The sequence below is a fragment of the Paenibacillus sp. FSL R5-0519 genome (genome assembly GCF_037974275.1).
Lineage (GTDB): Bacteria > Bacillota > Bacilli > Paenibacillales > Paenibacillaceae > Paenibacillus.
Window position 1 is genome coordinate 2,364,535 of record NZ_CP150234.1, and the last position, 16,728, is coordinate 2,381,262.

A 16,728-nucleotide genomic window follows, 5' to 3' on the forward strand; every position below is an offset into this window, starting at 1 on the left:
GGGTAATTCACTTGAAGCTAAAAGTATTGCCTATTGCTTTAACTGCCGTCATTTCAGCCGTTGTGTTGTTTGGAGGTTGGTTTGTGTATCGTCAGGTGGCTTTGCAGAATCCGATTGAAAAGATGGTTACCCAGTACGATGGAGTCAATGACGTTCAATTAACTATTAACCGCAATGACGTACAATTGAAACTGGATCTGCAACCTGATGTTGATTTGGGCAGACTGGTACAATATATTCACAAAGAAGGACAGACCTTGATTGGAACTCGCTCATTAAAGTTGGATGTTGTAGATCATTCCAGTGAAGCACTGGAAAGCTGGTGGGGTGATGCGATGTTTACCGTAGCTCAGGCGATGGAGAACAAACAGTACACCGAGATCACACCAACATTGTCCAAGATGGCTACGAATGGAATAAAGGTAAATACAGCGATGGATGACAACAATGTATATGTTAGTCTCAGAGACGGAGATGCCAGCAAGTTTATTATTCTGCCGCGTGTGCCCGGTCAGATAGGAGTGTGGCCTAATGCCTAAGTGGACCAAAGAAATTGCCATTGGATTTGTCCCGGTGTTGATTATTTTTCTTGCTTTTACTGGTGTTAATATTGTTCCGATTCTAATTGCAGCGGTGTTTGTTGGGGCTTTGTTGTTCATGATGCAAATGCGTGGCGGGATTACCGTAGGCGCTGCACAGGAGCGTAAACGGAAGAAAAAAGGTCCTTCCAAGCTTACTTTTGAAGAAATTGGTGGTCAGGACAGTGCCAAGCAAGAATTGCGTGAAGCACTGGACTTTCTCATCAAACATGAAGAAATTCGCAAGTTCGGGATTCGCCCGTTAAAAGGGATCTTGCTGACAGGCCCTCCAGGGACAGGGAAAACGTTGATGGCCAAAGCGGCTGCGCATTACACCGATTCTGTTTTCGTTGCTGCATCGGGCAGTGAGTTTGTGGAAATGTATGTTGGTGTAGGTGCCAGCAGAATTCGGGATTTGTTCAAGGATGCGAGAACCCGTGCCACCAAGGAAAATAAAGAAAATGCTATTATATTTATCGATGAGATCGATGTCATCGGGGGGAAACGTGAAGGCGGACAACAGCGGGAGTATGATCAGACGCTGAACCAGCTCTTGACGGAAATGGATGGAATTTATTCTTCCGATACCCCAAGAATACTGGTTATTGCTGCAACAAACCGCAAGGAAATGCTGGATAGCGCCCTGACACGTCCAGGACGTTTTGACCGCCACATTCAAGTGGACTTGCCTGACAAGAAGGGTAGAAAGCATATTCTGGAACTGCATGCGGTGAATAAACCTTTGATGAAGGAAGTGAATCTGGAGAAGACAGCGGAAGAATCGTATGGTTTCTCCGGTGCGCAGCTTGAAAGTGTGATGAACGAAGCAGCGATATACGCCATGCGGGATGGGCTGTTACACATAGAACAACGGCACTTGTCTCTGGCTATTGATAAAGTCATGATGGGCGAGAAAACAGACCGTGAGTCCAGTGTGGAAGAGAAGAAAAGGGTTGCCATTCATGAATTGGGACATGCTATTATGGCTGAACTTGTTCGTCCGGGCAGTGTAAGCCAGGTGGCACTCAGTCCGCGTGGACAGGCACTGGGATATGTGCGTCATAACCCGCAACAGGAACAGTTCCTTTATACGAAGCGTTTTCTTGAAGAGCAGATCATGATTGCACTTGGAGGAGCTGCTGCAGAGGAAATGTATTACGGTGGACGTTCTACGGGTTCGCGCAATGACTTTGATCAAGCAACCAATGTCGTGCAAACGATGATGGCTTCCGGATTGACTTCTCTTGGGATTGTGAACATGGATATGGTTACCACCGAGGAGCTCATGCGAGAGAATAAATTAATATTGCAAGAACTCATGGAACAGACGAAGCGCTTACTTGAAGAACAACGGACAATTTTCGACAATTCACTCGACATTCTGATTCGAGAGGAAGTTTTGTCCGGCGAGCAATTTCGTTGTCAATTTCGTGACAGTGCCCGTTTACCAGCATAATTTCTTTATGCTGGTTATTTTTTTTTACATTTCACTCGTGCTAAGATATTATTATATGTTGGGTCGAAATTTGTAATTTTCGGCGAACAGGGTACAATAGAGAAATAGAGAACCGAAAGGATGGAGCAGAACCATGTTTTTCAAAAAAATAGGAGTTGTCGGCGGCGGTACGATGGGGCAAGGTATTTCCCAAATGCTCGCAGCCAAAGGACTTGATGTGCTTCTCGTGGAGCACACAACACAAAAACTGGATCATGCCTATGACATGATCGAAACGAACCTGGATAAACAACTGGAGAAATGGGCGATTACAAAAGCGGAGAAGAAATTGATTCTTTCCCGTATTACCAAGGTAGCTCATTTAGCTGAACTTGGAACTTGCGATATGGTCATTGAGACGATTTCAGAGGATCTGGATGCGAAAAAAGCAGTATTCAGCCAACTGGACCAAGTTTGCCCAAGCAATGTCATTCTGGCAAGTAATACATCCACGCTGAGTTTGACCGAGCTTGCAAGCTCGACCAAATACCCAGAGCGTGTTATTGGTATGCACTTTATTCACCCGGTATCCCGGGTTGATCTTGTAGAGATTATTCGTGGACTGAAAACGTCGGATTCAACATTCGAAGAGACCAGACGTTTTGTTGAAGAAGTGGCAGACAAAAAAGGAGTCATGATCTATGAATCACCTGGATTCGTAACTTCCCGCTTGATCTGTCTGTTGATTAACGAAGCGTTGCATGTATTACAGGAAGGTGTTGCATCTGCTGAAGATATCGATGATGCAATGCGTATCGGATACAACTTCCAACATGGACCACTCGAAATGGCTGACCGTTTCGGATTGGACTCTGTTGAAGCTGCACTCGAAAGAATGTTCCGTGAATTCGGAGAATTGAAATATCGTCCTTCCACGGTCCTGAAGAAAATGGTGCGTGCAGGACACCTGGGTGTCAAAACAGGCGAAGGATTCTTCAAGTACGACAAGGATGGTGACCGACTGTGAAAGTACTCGTAATTAATGCGGGGAGTTCCTCGCTCAAATATCAACTGTATAATATGATGGACGAATCTGTCCTGGCTAAAGGTCTGGTAGAGCGGATCGGAATGGATTCCTCCATTCTGACACATAAACCGACAGGCCGTGAGGATGTTACAGAAGTTAGCGAAATTCTGGAACATACAACAGCAATCCGTAAAGTCATTGATATTTTGACTCACAAAGAAAATGGTGTACTGGATTCTGTAAATGAAATTCAAGCTGTGGGACACCGTGTTGTTCACGGTGGTGAAGCATTTAAAGAATCTGCATTGGTAGATGATGCTGCCAAAGCTGAAATTCGTCGTTTGTTCGACTTGGCTCCACTTCATAACCCAGCAGCAATGATGGGGATTCGTGCTGCTGAATTAAATATGCCAGGTGTGCCTCAGGTAATGGTCTTCGATACAGCGTTCCATCAAACGATGCCGGAAAAAGCGTATCTGTATGCTATTCCGCGTGTACTTTACAAAAAATATAAAGTACGTCGCTACGGCGCACATGGTACTTCCCATGATTTCGTAAGCAAGGCAGCTGCTGAATATCTGGATCGTCCAGTGGAAGATCTGAAAATCATCACTTGTCACGTCGGTAACGGTGGTAGTGTAACAGCAGTTAAAGGTGGCGTATCCGTTGATACGTCGATGGGTATGACTCCGCTTGAAGGTCTGATGATGGGAACGCGTTCGGGTGACCTTGACCCAGCCATCGTACCGTATGTCATGAACAAGGAAGAACTGAGCGTAAGCGAAGTGAACTCCATGTTGAACAAACACAGTGGATTGCTTGCAATCTCCGGAATCAGCAGCGACATGCGTGAGATTACAGAAGGTATGGAGAATGGCGATGCGAACTCCACGCTCGCTTTTGAAATGTACGAATACCGTCTGCGTAAATACATCGGATCATATGCAGCTGCAATGAACGGTGTAGACGTGATTGTCTTCACAGCTGGTGTAGGTGAGAACTCCGTTGTTCTTCGCCAAAAAGTATGTGAGCAACTTACGTATCTTGGCGTTGAGCTGGACGAAGCCCTGAACGCAGTCCGTTCTGGTGAGCCGCGTCGCATCACAACAGCGAACTCGAAAGTGGATGTTCTCGTTGTTCCAACAAATGAAGAATTGGTCATTGCGCGCGATACGCATCGAATCGTATTGAATTCTAAGTAATCTAACTGTAAAGTAAATATAGAGTGGCAAGGAAGTGCAGAGGACAGGCAACAGCCTGTCCGCTGCATTTTCAAATTTCAGGAACCAAGGGGAGATATGGCATGAATACGAATTGTGTAATTCGTAATGTGAACGAGCATGTGGGCGAGACCGTAACGATCGGTGCCTGGATTAACAACAAACGTTCCAGCGGCAAAATTCAGTTTTTGCAGTTGCGTGATGGAACCGGATATATTCAAGGGGTTGTTGTAAAAAGTGAAGTTAGCGAAGAGATCTGGAACAATGCGAAGAGCCTGACTCAAGAAAGTTCTTTGTATGTTACAGGGATTATTCGTGAAGAACCTCGCAGTGCGTCCGGTTACGAGATGACTGTGACTGGGGTCGAAATTATACATCTGACTGAAAACTATCCAATCACGCCTAAAGAGCATGGTGTTGATTTCTTGATGGACCATCGTCATCTGTGGCTCCGTTCTACGAAGCAACGTGCGGTTATGGTGATTCGTGCAGAGATTATTCGTGCTGTTCAGCAGTTCTTTGATGGTAACGGATTCACACAAGTTGATCCTCCGATTTTGACACCGTCGTCTGCGGAAGGAACGACAAACCTGTTCCACATCAAATACTTTGATGAAGATGCTTATCTGACGCAAAGTGGTCAATTGTATATGGAAGCAGCAGCCATGGCGCTGGGCAAAGTATATTCCTTTGGTCCTACATTCCGTGCTGAGAAATCCAAAACACGTCGCCATCTAATTGAATTCTGGATGATTGAGCCGGAAATGGCATTTGTAGATCACGAGGAAAGTCTGCGCGTACAAGAGAAATTTATCGCTCATGTTGTTCAATCCGTGGTGAAAAACTGCCGTGCAGAACTGGAATCCATCGGTCGTGATGTATCCAAACTCGAAGGCATCGTAGCGCCATTCCCGCGAATTACGTATGATGAAGCGATTGAATTCCTGCATGGACAAGGCTTTGATATTCCTTGGGGAGAAGACTTCGGTGCACCGCACGAAACAGCCATTGCCGAGAAGTACAATACACCAGTCTTTATCACGCATTACCCTGCAGGAATCAAAGCTTTCTATATGAAACCAGATCCAAATCGTCCAGAAGTTGTTCTTTGTGCTGATATGATTGCACCTGAAGGCTACGGAGAGATTATTGGCGGTTCTCAGCGTATTGATGATCCGGAATTGATGCAACAACGTTTTGAGGAGCACAATCTCTCGGATGAAGCTTACCAATGGTACCTGGATTTACGTAAATACGGATCGGTTCCTCACTCCGGTTTCGGTCTGGGATTGGAGCGGACGGTAGCATGGATCTGTGGATTGGATCATGTGCGTGAAACAATCGCATTCCCACGTATGCTCTATCGTCTGTACCCTTAATGCTTAACCGAGGAGCGTCTATGGAAGATACCACATCCAAAGCCTGGTTGGATGGGGCAGCTTATGGCATGACTTCGGGTACAGCCCATCTGCCTTATGCCTTGTTACGTTATTATCACCAGCTTGGCCTATCAGATGCAGAAGTGCTTCTTCTGATTCAACTCCTAGGGTTCCGTCAGGCGGAGTTCAATGAGTTTCCGACGCTTGAAGAGCTTGCGGGGCGTATGGGACTTGCACCTGAAGGCATTGCCAGAATGTTGCAACGTCTGATGAGGGATGGATATATCGCTATTGACGAGCATCGTGACGAGGAACATGACATCCAGTACGAACGATATGACTTACATGGACTCTATGCCAAGCTTGCAAAGTGCACTGCGGAAGAAGTAGCCGCATTGCGTGCGGAGCAGCTGAGCAGCAGTGCAGCACGCCAAGATTCGAACAGTGTTCAAAAAGAAGAGGAAGAACGGAACATGTTCTCCATCTTTGAAAAAGAATTCGGACGTCCACTCTCTCCAATGGAGTGTGAGACGATATCCAGCTGGTTGGATCAGGACCGTTACCAAGAGGAATTGATTCTAATGGCTCTGAAGGAAGCGGTTTTTGCAGGTAAAGTACATTTCCGGTATATCGATCGAATACTGCTTGAGTGGAGCCGTAATCGTGTCAAGACCGTTCAAGACGCGAAGGCATACACGCAGCGGTTTCGTAATGGTGGACGTTAATTCAGATGTGGGCAAGAACAAGAGACAGGCCAGAAGTCATTCTGTGCCTGTCTTTTTTTGAATTATGGATTGGGTGAGTGATCAGCGACATCGACCTTTCAGGCAATGATTTCACTTTGTTACACAAAAATTTGATAGATCACGCAGGGGTAAACACACAAGCTGTCGTCTATTGTATTGGAGAGGAGGGGAGAGTTATTGATGAAGCGCGCGTAATCGAACAAATTCGTCAAGGAGATACATCGCAGATGCGTACTCTGATTGATAAGTATAGCCAGCATGTATACCATGTTGCCTATTCCGTACTCAGGAACGACCAGGAAGCACAGGATGCAGCTCAGGAGGCGTTCATACAGATGTATAAGTCTCTCCCCGACTACCGTTCCGAAGGTTTCAAAACGTGGTTAACCCGAATTGCCTTTCACAAAGCGATTGATGCCAAACGTAAGCTGGGCAGACGAACGGCCGAGGATCTGGGTGGAGAAGAAAAAATAATAAACATGCCCGGACGGGATGAAGACGTTCTTACCCGTCTCGTACGTGAAGAACGTCAGGACAAACTTCGCGAACGGATCAATGAGTTGCCTGCTCAGCACCGTGACATTATCACTGCGTATTATCTAAGCGAAAAAAATTATGAGCAGATTGCCAGCGATGCACAGGTGGCTGTGAAAACTGTGGAATCCCGCTTGTACCGTGCCCGGCAGTGGATTCGAAAACATTGGAAGGAGGATGAATGGCGTGAGTAAACAGGAAAAGTATACCGCTGAGCAATGGACGGATTATATTGAAGGTTATATGAGTGAAACTCAAGCGAGTCGAATGGAGCAGCTTCTGATGGAAGACCCGGATGCGATGGACAGCTATCTGGAAGCACTCGGCATCCATGGAGAACTGCCCTCGTTGCCTGACCCGACAGGGTTTGCAGATTCAGTCATGCATCGGATTGAGGGGATTCAATCCTCCAAGGCTCAACGCAAATCCCGTGCTGGACGAAAACGACGCTGGCTTGAACATAAAGTGTTCCATTACGCAGTAGCGGCCTGTTTGACATTGATCTTCCTCTCGTCTGGACTTTTTGACAAGGTGGCACCGTATCACAAGTTTCAGGATGGCGACCACAGAGGGTCTTTTACGGAGAAATGGACGGAGGCAGCCACTTCATGGCTGGATAACCTCAAGCCTAAACCATAAATGGTTTCACATTGCCTGAAAAGAAAGGATGACGACTGTGCACTCAGATCGTAACAAATTACTCGCATTTCTATTAAACCTGATACCCGGTCTTGGTTTTATGTATTGGGGTAGGCCGGCAAGGGCTGTAATCTATCCATTGCTTTTTTTTGGAACAGCTGTTGGTTCATTTATGCTGGCAATGCTGCTTGCTGAACATGATTTATTGATTATTGGTGCCATTTTTTCGGCTTTCTTCTGGGGGATCAGTATGCTGGACATGATTATTGTTCTGCTCCGTGCACCTACTGCCCGGGATGCTCACTACAGGGGATACGCGGCGCACTATGGGCCACAACAAGGAGCAGCATACCAGGGAGCATACATGGGTCAACAAGGGCCTATGGAACCTGAAGATGAGCAGCATCAGCATCCAGGTAGTGAATATAGTCACCATGAGGGTGGATATGGTCAGCCCATGTATCAAAAAGGCAGTGAAGGTGAACGTTTCTTCACCATTTTACTTTCATTTGTTCCTGGTTTGGGACATCTTCATCTGGGATTGTTGCATCGCGGGTTGTCCTTCCTGATAGCGTTTTTTGGTTCCTTTGCCATGATGGTGTTTGTAGCTTCAATCACCAATGAATCGGTGTTTTTAATGTTCTTGCTCATTCTGCCTGTAATATGGGTATACTGCATGTTTGATGCGGTGCAGCATGTCCACCGTAAGCAGGCTGGAGAGGTACTGCAGGATCGGACGTTATTCGAAGAATTGGAGATGGGCAGAGTAGCTGGACGACGCAGTAAAGTGCTGGCAACCCTTTTATCTGCTTTTCCAGGTGCGGGTCATCTATATCTGGGTTTGCAAAAAAGAGGCATGCAATTGATGTTCCTATTCCTGGGCAGCATTTATGTTCTGGACCTGCTACACCTATCCGTGTTTCTTTTCATGATACCGTTAATCTGGTTCTACAGCTTCTTTGACGGGCTACAGTGTTCCAGCCGCTATGGACGCGAGCCATTGATCGATCAGCCGATCTTCAAGGATTGGGCCCGCCATCAGCGACTGATTGGATTCGGGATTGCCGCGCTGGGTCTATATTACCTGACGATCCGTCTTGTCATTCCACAGCTGAATGAGCTCTTCCCTAATGCATTTATGACGTATGAGATTCGTTCCTATTTGAACACCGTTATTGTTTCCTTGCTGCTCATTTTTGGCGGCTTGAAGCTGCTGTTCGGCAAGCAACGGGGAACAGGCACCAATTATGCGGTTCATCGGAATGACGAAGAAGTGGATAGCCTCTTTTTATTCAAGGATCAGGATGATCGACTGTGAGTTGTAATCGAAGTGGATCAAAGATGATTTTACTGACGCTGCGATGACAAAGGAATTTTCTATTCCATATCATCCCACAACATAGAAACACGCCAAGGACTGTGAAAATTCAGCCTTTGGCGTGTTTTTTGTTTTACATTTTAGATTTCAAGATGAATGATTGCTATTTCGTAGCACCCTTCAGCAGAAGTTGACGGTACATCACTTCGAATAGGAATTCGAACGCTTCCAGATGACGTTTTGCTTCAAAAGCATCTTTGCCCCAAGCATATATGCCGTGATTACGAAGCAAGATTCCTGGCACATTGGCATCCAGAACATCTGGCACCAACTTAGCAATGGATGGGATGTCGGCAAAGTTAGGCAAGACAGGGACACGAATCTCGGCATTTTCTTCCCAGATGTTGAAAGCCTTAATCAGTTCGATGCCCTGAATCGGCACTTGACCCTCTGCTCCAAAGAATTCACTAATCAGATTGTTAAACACGGTATGCACGTGGAATACAGCACCGCAGCCGGTCAAACGATAGATTTCGCAGTGAATCAATGTCTCGGCACTTGGTTTCAACGTTGTTGTCTCAATTGCTTTGCCATGTTTGTCCACAAAAAGAAAGTCTTCCGGTGTGCGAAGAGATTTGTCTTTGCCAGAGGCGGTAACCGCAAAATAAAATTGCTCCGGGTCAAAATCTCCTACACGCATCGACAGGTTGCCACTTGTACCCGGGAACCAGTTACGGCTGGCGAACAACGCTTTAATATCAGCCAGTTCTTCAAGGACCTGACGTTTGTGTTCCAATGTAATCTTTTCAAAGCCCATCGTTTACAGCACTCCTTGTGTTTGCTTCTGTTTCATATCTTCGATGATATCGTAAAAGGTAGCGAATGGTACATGGTCTACACCAAGTTCTATGCACTTGTCCGTCAGGATGGAACGGGAGTAGACCATATCCGCTATTTTGGCACCTTCGAAATCCGTCAGACTGTCTCCAATGAGGATTCGATTGTATTGTTCTGCCGGGAATGTACGAATCACGGTCGTTTTACACATTCCGCAACCGTTCTCACAAGGAGGCTGGCAGGGATGCGGCCAGTCAATGCGGATGGTTTCACCAGAGAAGTCAGCGCCGTTACAAAAGACATGATCCTGCGGGATATCGAAGGGCGCGAGTAAGGGTTCGATAAAGAAGTCCATACCACCGCTGGTCACATTGAATTCAATCCCTTCGCCGCGAACATAGTCAAGAAATTCTCTGAACCCTTCACGGATGCCGGCTTGTCCAAGTACGAATTCGACAATTTCATCTTTTTGCGATGCAGGCAACAGAGCGAACATGGCTCCAACCCCTTCACGCAGCGAGATGTTCTGCTCAATCGTATCTTTCATAATTGCATCAATGCCCTCAGGCTTGAAATGTTTCATAATCGCGACAATATTGTCGGAGAGGGTAATTGTACCGTCAAAGTCACAGAAGATGACGGTTTTTTTATCACTTCTCATCGTTCGCCACCCCACAGGTCCAGTGCGCTTTTCAGTTCTGGATGATCGATTGCATATTCAGCGAGTGGAATGGAACGCTGAGCCGCCTCAATCGCTTGCAGGAATGCACGTCCGCCTGCTTCAGTCCCCATAGGATGTCCATGAATACCGCCACCAGCATTAACGATGACATCTGTACCAAAGTCTCGCAAAATAAGCGGTACTAGGCCTGGATGGATACCGGCTGATGGTACTGGCATACTGGATCTTACAGGCAGATCAGCTGTCAGTAATTGTTCTGTGATTGCCATATTTTCTTCCTTCGGCATCGTTACCGATCCATAAGGAGAAGGGAAGAGCACCAGATCGGCACCCGCAAGACGCATCAACTGGCCAAGTACAACCGAAGCCGAGATGCCGTAATGTGGTGAAGGATACAATGCTCCTGCAAGGGCAGGGTGAGCCATAATCGGTACACTAATATCAGGATCACTGCTGAGTTCATGCAGGACATCATACCCGTAGGACAATACGTTGAACAACAAGGCATTGGCTCCAGCACCGATGGCACGTTCAGCCTGCTCTTTCAGACGAGATGTAGGTCCTGTGAGATTGGTTGCATACAGTAGCTTCTTGCCTGTCTCTTGGCGTGCCTGTTCGGCAGCTTTGATGCAGACCTCAACTCTTTTTTCGATAGGTGTTAATTTGTTCTCGAACAGAATTTCATCGTCTTTGATCAGATCCACGCCACCAAGTGCCTGACGGATAAACTGTTCACGCAGTTCATCAGCGTTCAGCCCGATGACGGATTTGAAGATACTCATTAATAGCGGACGATCATGTACACCAAGCAGATCACGAACACCATTCAGTCCAAACTTGGGTCCCGGGAATGCACGGAGGAAGCCATCCGAGAAACCAAGCTTTGTCAATTTGATTCGGCCATCCATTGAGATTTTACCAAAGACCGTCACGAGCAGGGCAGGAATATCACGGCTAAAGTTGATATCAGGATAGCCGATGGTAATGTCAGCGTAACGCTCACCCGCAGCCATTCCATCAGCTTCATGTACTTCTACGCTTATGACTTCACCCAGATGCTTCTGCATCGCTTCACGCTGAGCTTGTGGCAACTCCGTCCAGCTGCCCACGGTCATGCCGATCGCGATGGACTCGGCCTTCTTGCGGAAGTCTGCATGGTCATCATGCAGACGATATGTGGCTGTGCACATGTTATTCATTTTTTAAATCCCCTTCCAAAGCAGCTCCCATCTCCCGTGAGCGCTCTGCACAGCGGTTGACGGCTGCGATTACATTTTCAAAGAAATCACCTTCGTCCAGCGTCTTCAGTGCTGCTTGTGTTGCCCCTCCCGGGGATGTCACATCACTGCGAAGCTTCATCGGCTCCAACCCGGTTTGCTGTACCATGCGTGACGCGCCGAGCACCGTCTGAACGGTGAGATCACGAGCTTGCTGGCTGGATAAACCACCACGAATACCTGCGGCAATCATGGCCTCCATTAAATAGTATACATAAGCAGGGCCGCTTCCGGAAATCCCTGTGAGCACTTCGAGTTTATCTTCAGGCACGATGGTCACGATACCAACCGCTTCAAACATAGTCATCACTATACTGCGCTGTTCATCCGTAATCTCCGCAGAGAAGGCAAGTCCGGTTGCACCAAGCCCGATGGTACTGGATGTATTCGGCATGGTTCTGGCGATTGGCTGTTTACGACCGAGCAAGGACTGCATTGTGCGGATCGATAATCCGGCAATGACAGACACGATCAGTTGATCAGGTGATAACAACGGACCGAGTTCACGCAGCGCTGCGGCAGCATCTTTTGGTTTCATACAGAGTACAATGACCGGAGTGGAGGCAAGATGATCCAGAGATTGTGAAGCCGTTCCGGTATGTACTGCATAACGGGTGCTGAGCTCCTCCTGACGTTTCTGGTTGCTGCGGTTCAGCATCGTAATATCCTGAGGACGAACGACTAGGCGGGAGATGAGTCCGCGCACGATGGCTTCCGCCATCGCGCCTGCTCCGTGGAAAGTAATCTTCTGTTGTAGTAACGTCTGTTGCTCTTGACTCATATTAATCGTTCCTCCTATATAACTGGTGCTGGGATATTATTGACGAATCTGTCCATTGCCTGTAATCCGATATTTGGTTGATGTCAGTGCTGGCAGCCCCATTGGTCCACGTGCATGCAGTTTTTGGGTACTGATGCCAATCTCGGCTCCATAACCAAATTCGAACCCGTCCGTGAAACGAGTGGAGGCATTGTGATAGACTGCTGCTGCATCCACATCATGCATGAAGCGTTCTGCATGGGCTGTATCCCGGGTTACGATACACTCGGAATGTTTGGTTCCGTAATGTGCGATGTGCTGCATCGCTTCGTCCAGGTTCTCAACCACACGGATATTTAAAATATAATCGTTGTACTCAGTCGCATAGTCTTCCTCGGTTGCCTCAAGGGCGGTAGGGACAAGACGGCGCACCGTGTCGCAACCTTTCAAGACCACACTCGCCTCACGGAATTGCTCGGCAAGAGCAGGAAGATGCTCTTCCGCGTATGCGGCATGCAGCAATAACGTCTCCATGGAGTTACACACGGATGGGCGTTGTGCCTTGGCGTTGATGGCAATTTCGGCTGCCATGACGGGATCAGCTGATTCATCCACATAGGTATGACAGATGCCCGCACCGGTCTCAATAACAGGCACGGTCGCATTGGCAACCACATTACGGATGAGGGAGGCCCCGCCGCGTGGAATGATGACATCCAGCAGTCCGTTCAACTTGAGCATTTCATCTACGGAAGCACGATCCGCGTCTTCAACCAGTTGCAAAGCATCAGCAGGCATGGCTGTTCTTGCCAGTGCATGGTGCAGAACCTCTACAATTTTGCGATTGGAGGACAGGGCAGAGGAGCCACCGCGCAGAAGCACTGCATTACCTGTTTTGAGACATAATCCGGCTGCGTCTACGGTGACATTGGGACGAGCTTCGTAGATGATACCGATTAGACCAATAGGCACTCTTAACTTTTCAACATGCAATCCGTTGGGGCGCGTGAATGTCTCCAATACCTCACCGACAGGATCAGGCAGATCAGCAATCTGACGTAGTCCTTCGGCAATGCCTGCAATCCGTTCCTTATTAAGTGCGAGTCGATCCAGCATCGATTCCGGCGTGCCTTGTGCTCTGCCTCGTTCGAGATCTTCAGCGTTTGCTATGATGAGGGATTCCGACTCCGCGATCAATGCATCGGCCATGATACGAAGGGCCGCATTTTTCTGATCTGTATTCAATCGGTTCAGCTGTGGAACCGTGGCTTGAGCTTTGCTGGCTTTTTCTCTCACTTCACTCATCTTAATTCCTCCTCATATATACAAAGTTAAATTTGTAACCACATGTTGGACTAAAGATTATTCACACAGACACTACGATGACAGAATAACCTTCCAATCGCTGTTATCCCCAGATTTTTTCGATTCCCTTTTCTAAAGGGAAAACCCGAGGATAAAGGCGAACGCTCCGCTTTTTCAGGTTTTTTCTGTCCTCTCCGTTACGTGTAAATGATTAGTTTAACTTAATATAGCTTCATGTTTATTTTAACGTAATCCATTCGTCTCTATGAATAACCTCAAGTCTGTGGATGCTGGCAAGTTGTTTCATCACTTCGCCACTGGGAAGTCCGGCAATGAGTCGAAGCTGGTCATCATCATAATTGACAATACCGCGACCAAGCAAGGTTTCATCCATTCCAATGACCTCTACGACGTCTCCGGCGTGGAATGTTCCCAACACCTTTTTGACTCCTACAGGCAGCAGACTATGCCCACCATGCACAAGAGCCTCTTCGGCCCCAGCATCCACAACAATTGTACCGAGCGGAGTGGACATGAAGCCAAGCCATTGCTTTTTACGGGATAACGAAGCGAGTCGTGTCTCAAAATAGGTTCCTTTGCCCGTTCCGTCCACGGCCTGTTGCATATCTCCAGGCTCTTTCACACTTCCTACAAATACAGGGACACCACCACGGGTTGCTACCTTGGCTGCATCAACTTTGGATCGCATTCCGCCTGTGCCAACCGATGATCCTGAGCCTCCAGCAAAAGCGTAGATCTCCGCCGTTATTTCGGGGATACGATCGTAACGTACGGCAGACGGATCTTTGCGCGGGTCAGCAGTGTACAACCCGTTGGTATCCGTAAGAATGATCAGATGCTGTGCCTTCACCAGGTTCGCAACCAACGCGGACAATAGATCGTTATCACCAAACTTCAATTCGTCTACGGATACCGTATCATTTTCATTGAATATCGGAATCACTCGCTGTTTGAGCAGCTCTTCTACGGTCATTCCCGCATTACCCATACGTTTACGACTGTGAAAGTCTGTGCGGGTTAACAGAATTTGTGCCGTAGTAACGCGGTGCGCTGCAAAAGCCTGTTGATATGCCTGCATCAGCAATGCTTGCCCAACGGCTGCTGCAGCTTGTTTCTCATGCAGCATTTTGGGCCGCTGAGGGTAACCGATCTCCCGGAAACCTGCCGCCACTGCACCAGAGGTAACCAAGAGCACCTCATGACCCTGATCAGCCAAGGCTGCAATTTCTCCGGCAAAAAAGGTGATCGAACTGCGATCCAGACCGCCTTCTTCCGTGGTAAGCGAGCTGCTTCCAATCTTAACTACAATACGTGAAGTCATGGTTTCACTTCCTTAAACATGATTAATAAGTGATTTTGTGTGAGGCTTAAGCGGGTACAAAAAAAACTCCCGCCCTTTAGTTAAAAAGGACGAAAGTTCGTTACTTCCGCGGTACCACCTTTATTGATGATTAAATCATCCGGCTTCATGCCCTGTAACAGAAGGCACTGTCCTGTACGTAACAGGCCGCTCAGGGGTAGGTTTCAGAGAAGAGCCGCGGTAAATTCTTTCAGCAGGGTGGAATTTACTCTCTGGGCACGACTGATATTCTCTTACTGGTCCCGTCATCACGTTTCGTTCAATATTTCTTATAACATACCATGGAAACTTGGCATATGCAAAGGGGTTATCGTCCTGTAAATTACTTGAATAAGTTCAGCTTGCCAATCCGTTCCACAGCTTCGCGTAATCGGTTTTCATCACTGAGCAGTCCTGCGCGGACATAGCCTTCACCATGTGAACCAAAACCGACACCTGGGGCGACTGCCACCTTGGCTTCCCGCAGTAACAAGTCTGCAAATGAAGCAGAGGTATAACCTGCAGGTACAGGTAACCAGCTGAAGAATGAACCTGCCGGTTTCGAAGCTTGCCAGCCAATCGAAGAAAGAGCGTCATAGAACGCATTACGACGGGATTCGTAACGTGAAACCAGCGAAGTGACACATTCCTGAGATCCAGTAAGTGCTTCCGTTGCCGCAGCTTGTATCCCACCGAAAAGACTGACATAGATATGATCCTGAAGCAGATTGATTTTAGAGACGATCTCTGCATTACCCAGCGCGAATCCAACACGCCATCCAGCCATATTGTACGTTTTGGATAACGTATAAAACTCAATCCCCACCTCTTTGGCACCGGGAGCTTGCAGGAAACTGACTGGACGATGTCCGTCGAATCCAATCGCACCGTAAGCAAAGTCGCTTGCAACGACGATTTGATTTTGAATGGCGAATTCAACCGTATCTTCGTAGAACGACAGTGGAGCCGTTGCCGACGTTGGATTGTTGGGATAGTTGAGGAACATCAGCTTGGCCTTCTCCCGATCTTCGGCTGTAACTGCTTCATAATCCGGCAGGAATGCATTGGACTCCAGTAAAGGCATAAATGACATGTGTGCTTTCGCGAGTGCAACACCAGACCAGTAGTCCGGATAGCCTGGATCGGGAACGAGAACAGTGTCACCGGGGTTAAGCAAAACCTGAGGTAACTGAACCAGTCCTGTTTTGCCTCCGAACAGAATGGCTACTTCAGTCTCGGGGTCCAGATCAACATTGTAATCTTCCTTATAACGTTTGGCGACCGCTTCCTTCAGGAAAGAGTATCCTCTAAAAGGGGAGTATTTGTGGTAGAGGGGATTTTCAGCCGACTCTTGCAGTGATTTCACAATATGGGGAGGTGTAGGTGTATCCGGGTTCCCCTGACCCAGATTAATCACATCATGTCCACTTGCGATTTCACGATTTACATTTTGAACAAGGGTAGCAAAAAATTGTGTTGGCAGCTGTGTCATTACATCAGAAGTCGGTATCGTAAAGGCTGAACGAGCAGTTATATGGTCTGAATGGGTCATTAGCTTCATCACTCCGGTTATTAAAAATGGCAAATAGTTCTCATTAATTTATCACGCCAATCCCGAGCTGTATAGAGGG

The 16,728-nt window shown here is 47.5% G+C and carries 16 protein-coding genes and 1 other annotated feature; of the genes, 9 read left to right on the top strand and 7 right to left on the bottom strand.

Annotation, left to right across the window (positions count from 1 at the left end; genetic code table 11):
- The first annotated feature begins 11 nt into the window (after positions 1-11).
- From MKY73_RS10870 to MKY73_RS10910, 9 genes are all read left to right on the top strand, one after another.
- Positions 12-539 carry a hypothetical protein gene (locus MKY73_RS10870; RefSeq protein WP_253438514.1) on the top strand — a complete coding sequence of 176 codons (528 nt, stop codon included), beginning with the start codon at positions 12-14 and terminating at the stop codon, positions 537-539.
- Entirely contained in the window at positions 532-2,034 is a 1,503-nt protein-coding gene (locus MKY73_RS10875; RefSeq protein ID WP_339235130.1) for an AAA family ATPase, read from the top strand. Before MKY73_RS10870 ends, MKY73_RS10875 begins: the two co-directional genes overlap by 8 nt.
- A 133-nt stretch (positions 2,035-2,167) precedes the next feature.
- Positions 2,168-3,040, top strand: coding sequence for a 3-hydroxyacyl-CoA dehydrogenase NAD-binding domain-containing protein (locus MKY73_RS10880; protein ID WP_253438508.1), 873 nt, complete (start codon positions 2,168-2,170; stop codon positions 3,038-3,040).
- On the top strand, positions 3,037-4,242 hold the full coding sequence (locus MKY73_RS10885; RefSeq protein ID WP_339307355.1) for an acetate kinase: 1,206 nt from the start codon (positions 3,037-3,039) through the stop codon (positions 4,240-4,242). The genes MKY73_RS10880 and MKY73_RS10885 overlap by 4 nt, the downstream gene beginning before the upstream one ends.
- A gap of 101 nt (positions 4,243-4,343) precedes the next feature.
- Positions 4,344-5,639 (top strand): asparagine--tRNA ligase, encoded by a 1,296-nt coding sequence (gene asnS, locus MKY73_RS10890; protein WP_017687752.1) that lies wholly within the window; start codon positions 4,344-4,346, stop codon positions 5,637-5,639.
- Between the two features lie 20 nt (positions 5,640-5,659).
- Positions 5,660-6,364 (top strand): DnaD domain-containing protein, encoded by a 705-nt coding sequence (locus MKY73_RS10895; RefSeq protein WP_339256098.1) that lies wholly within the window; start codon positions 5,660-5,662, stop codon positions 6,362-6,364.
- Positions 6,365-6,612: 248 nt separating this feature from the next.
- Positions 6,613-7,113, top strand: a complete 501-nt coding sequence (locus tag MKY73_RS10900) for a sigma-70 family RNA polymerase sigma factor (protein WP_339307357.1) — start codon at positions 6,613-6,615, stop codon at positions 7,111-7,113.
- Complete coding sequence (locus MKY73_RS10905; protein WP_339307358.1) at positions 7,106-7,558, top strand: hypothetical protein; 453 nt, start codon at positions 7,106-7,108, stop codon at positions 7,556-7,558. The genes MKY73_RS10900 and MKY73_RS10905 overlap by 8 nt, the downstream gene beginning before the upstream one ends.
- A 28-nt stretch (positions 7,559-7,586) precedes the next feature.
- Positions 7,587-8,876 carry a multi-tm2 domain protein gene (locus tag MKY73_RS10910; protein ID WP_339307360.1) on the top strand — a complete coding sequence of 430 codons (1,290 nt, stop codon included), beginning with the start codon at positions 7,587-7,589 and terminating at the stop codon, positions 8,874-8,876.
- A 163-nt stretch (positions 8,877-9,039) separates the two neighbouring features.
- Here the strand turns inward: MKY73_RS10910 and MKY73_RS10915 are convergent, their stop codons facing one another.
- The 7 genes from MKY73_RS10915 to MKY73_RS10945 all read right to left on the bottom strand — a co-directional run bounded on the left by MKY73_RS10915 (position 9,040) and on the right by MKY73_RS10945 (position 16,649).
- Positions 9,040-9,693 (bottom strand): methylthioribulose 1-phosphate dehydratase, encoded by a 654-nt coding sequence (locus MKY73_RS10915; RefSeq protein ID WP_339235115.1) that lies wholly within the window; start codon positions 9,691-9,693, stop codon positions 9,040-9,042.
- Positions 9,694-9,696: 3 nt separating this feature from the next.
- Positions 9,697-10,374: a 2-hydroxy-3-keto-5-methylthiopentenyl-1-phosphate phosphatase gene (locus MKY73_RS10920; RefSeq protein WP_339307362.1), complete on the bottom strand. Its 678-nt coding sequence runs from the start codon at positions 10,372-10,374 to the stop codon at positions 9,697-9,699.
- Entirely contained in the window at positions 10,371-11,594 is a 1,224-nt protein-coding gene (locus MKY73_RS10925; protein ID WP_339307364.1) for a 2,3-diketo-5-methylthiopentyl-1-phosphate enolase, read from the bottom strand. Before MKY73_RS10925 ends, MKY73_RS10920 begins: the two co-directional genes overlap by 4 nt.
- Positions 11,587-12,453: a pyrroline-5-carboxylate reductase gene (gene proC / locus MKY73_RS10930; protein ID WP_339307365.1), complete on the bottom strand. Its 867-nt coding sequence runs from the start codon at positions 12,451-12,453 to the stop codon at positions 11,587-11,589. The genes MKY73_RS10925 and proC overlap by 8 nt, the downstream gene beginning before the upstream one ends.
- 36 nt (positions 12,454-12,489) lie before the next feature.
- Positions 12,490-13,737, bottom strand: coding sequence for a glutamate-5-semialdehyde dehydrogenase (locus MKY73_RS10935; protein WP_339307367.1), 1,248 nt, complete (start codon positions 13,735-13,737; stop codon positions 12,490-12,492).
- 238 nt (positions 13,738-13,975) lie between these two features.
- Positions 13,976-15,079 (bottom strand): glutamate 5-kinase, encoded by a 1,104-nt coding sequence (gene proB, locus MKY73_RS10940; RefSeq protein ID WP_339307369.1) that lies wholly within the window; start codon positions 15,077-15,079, stop codon positions 13,976-13,978.
- Positions 15,080-15,161: 82 nt separating this feature from the next.
- Positions 15,162-15,376, bottom strand: a binding site (T-box leader).
- Positions 15,377-15,440: 64 nt separating this feature from the next.
- A complete protein-coding gene (locus MKY73_RS10945; protein WP_339307371.1) occupies positions 15,441-16,649 on the bottom strand; it encodes a pyridoxal phosphate-dependent aminotransferase in 1,209 nt (402 codons plus the stop codon).
- Positions 16,650-16,728: the final 79 nt, after the last annotated feature.